At 54.0% G+C, this 2,528-nt stretch carries 2 protein-coding genes; both read right to left on the reverse strand.

Translation table 11 applies throughout. The features are described from left to right. Window positions 1–269: 269 nt before the first annotated feature. Window positions 270–1,226, reverse strand: a complete 957-nt coding sequence (locus tag NG895_RS24130) for a DUF7901 domain-containing protein (RefSeq protein ID WP_252855113.1) — start codon at window positions 1,224–1,226, stop codon at window positions 270–272. Between the two features lie 136 nt (window positions 1,227–1,362). Continuing rightward, a partial coding sequence (locus NG895_RS24135) for a hypothetical protein (RefSeq protein ID WP_425267257.1) occupies window positions 1,363–2,528 on the reverse strand: 1,166 nt, incomplete at its 5' end.

Consider the following 2,528-nt stretch of genomic DNA (forward strand, 5'->3'; position numbering starts at 1 on the left):
TCGGCCCTCTGCCAAACGTGACGTTAGCAAGCAACGCTCGCACCAACAGATAAGATTACCCTCGACTCGGGATGGAGCCTATTGCAATAATTGTGGGTAATAGAAAGGTTCGCGGAACGGACACCCAACTCCGAGAACGAATCAGACAGGCGAGTGCGCAGACCAATGACGGTCCGCTCATCTTCCGATAAAAACCGTTTCTACTTGACAGACTCTTTCAGGAACGATGCAACCGATGCCAGGAACCAAGCCGCGACACTTGCATCGACCTATGTCACTTTCGTCTTTATGGACCGAGATGGTCTCCAAGAGAATCTTTGACTCTTAACTGCATTCTTGAAGCGGCTGCGGACAAGCAGCAGCAAAATGCATAGGTACAGCAGCTTTACCGCAGACGGCTCAGGTACGTTGGTTTGATGAGCAGTTCCAGACATGAAAGACGTAGTATCCGTCGTAGCACCGTAGACGTTGCTTCGCAGCGCTACGGCGGACGCTCCCAAGTTGTTTCGCCACACCACGTAGTCTGCCAAATCGACGTGGTTGTCGCCGTTACCGTCGGCCGCCAACAGGGTCGTCGATCCAAAAGTGTCTTTCCACAAGGTGTAGTCTTTGTGGTCCACAACGAAGTCTGCATTGTAGTCACCGACTGGCGGCGTCACTCCCGCAAGTTCGAAGGCGAGGTCGCCGGTCGTTTCGTTAACGGCCTCGACCCAGATGTCTTGATCGTCGAATCGAAACCAGTTTGAATTGCTTGTGTCGCTTTGCAGCCAAAACCAACCATTCGGTGGTGAATTGAGAATCGACACGTAGCCAACGGAATTGCCTGTTTGAATCACGGATGTCGGCAATGTCGCCTCATACACATAGACCGTATCGTCGAACGCGTCGACCAGTCCGCTATCGCTTCGAGAAACCGCCAGCCCTTCGAAGGTTCTTGTCGGTTCCAGTTCCGGGTCACCTGAGTCATCATGGAAGAACCGAATTGTAAAGTCATCAACCTCCGCTGCTGAGGTTGCATAGACTCCCCACCAGCGAAGGGAAGTGATCTTCGTGGGTGTGCCGAGCAGAAAGTTGTCGGCAACTTGAAGTGTCTCTAATTCGCTCTGAAACCCGTCGCCTCCGTTTAAAGGGGCTTGGAAGAACGTCGTTGCGGCTGCGAAGGTCGCTCTGACGCCAAGCGTCAGCGCGATGACAAGGGCAAATCGGCCAATCCCACGACAAGCCATTCTGCTTCGGTAAATTGGCGTCAAACCGCGGTGCAAATTCATGGAGCTCTATCTCACCCCACCGTGGCAGGCTCAGCTGATAAGTAAAAGTGACAGACAGCGGAAAGTGCGTTTGCGTCCCTCAATATCCGTCGGTTCAAAGTACTGCGAAGGCTTCGTCGACTGCTGCTTCGGATGCGTCGGTTCCGTCCTCTTCGGACTCGGCATCAACCCAGTCTGACGAAGAACTGCCCTCCGTGTCATCGGCCTCGGCTGTCTCCAGCAATAGCAGCAGGCCGCCAGACGTATCGGGCGAGGAAGCATCGACTGCCTCCGGTGACAACAAACCCTCAGAATCACTCTCGCTTGTCGAACTAGTAGAGAGCAATGAAGCGGCTACGAGAGGCTCAGACTGCTCAAGTGAACTGGTGCTCGAGGTCGATTGTGTCTCAGCGCCCACAACTCGCGACTTTGTGATGCGGGCAGCTTCCAAGTCTTCGCTCGGGACGCCAAACTGGTTTAGACCTCCTCCACCGTTGTTGTATTCATCGAGCACGTTCTTTAAAGCATTGATTTCACTTGGATCCGCTTCTGCTAGTACTGCATTTACCATGTCGACGATCTGCGTGGTAGTCAGTGGATAGCTGACCTCCGGATGGGCTGCATTCAAGTAGGCGGCCGCTGCGTGACGCATCAGCGCGTACTCCATCCCACCTTTGGCATTCAGTGCTTCTTCAAAAGTAGTGTCGTTACCATTCAGCACTTGGAACTCAGTAAAACCAACAGAAGAGAGTGGGTCGCTCGGCACAACTCCTGTGGCCACCCAAGCCAGCGGAACGCCATTTCCGTCGGCAAATTTATCGGGACGCCGCTCCGCGTTGGCCGCATTGCTCTTCCAGAAGCCTGGTGTAAGTCCTTCGGCATTCGCCAAGAGATTACCAAAGTTGTTGCCGGAGTCGATTTGGCCACTTGTTAGCGTGATCGCGTAGCCGTACTGACTCAAAGTCGAGTCGACAAGGTTTACTTCCTCATTTGGTGCGGTTTGCGACCAATCGGGCTGCAGCACTTCAACAACGATGTAGTGTCCTGGCTCCAACTGCACGGAGTAGTCGCCATTCCCATCTGTTATGACAGTAGCTACCGGAACAGCTGCAGACTCTGCTAGCGACAATACTTCATCACCGTCGTCGGCGTAGACGCGCACTTGCCAGCCTTCCAGGCCAATTTCGTCGTCCGGTGTGCTGGCCATGCCATCTGCACCGTTTGGCTCCCAGGTGCCACTAGCGTCAACATCATGGAACTTTGTGCCACTCTTCGTCGCTA

Origin of the sequence: Aeoliella straminimaris (genome assembly GCF_024054565.1) — a bacterium.
Lineage (GTDB): Bacteria > Planctomycetota > Planctomycetia > Pirellulales > Lacipirellulaceae > Aeoliella > Aeoliella straminimaris.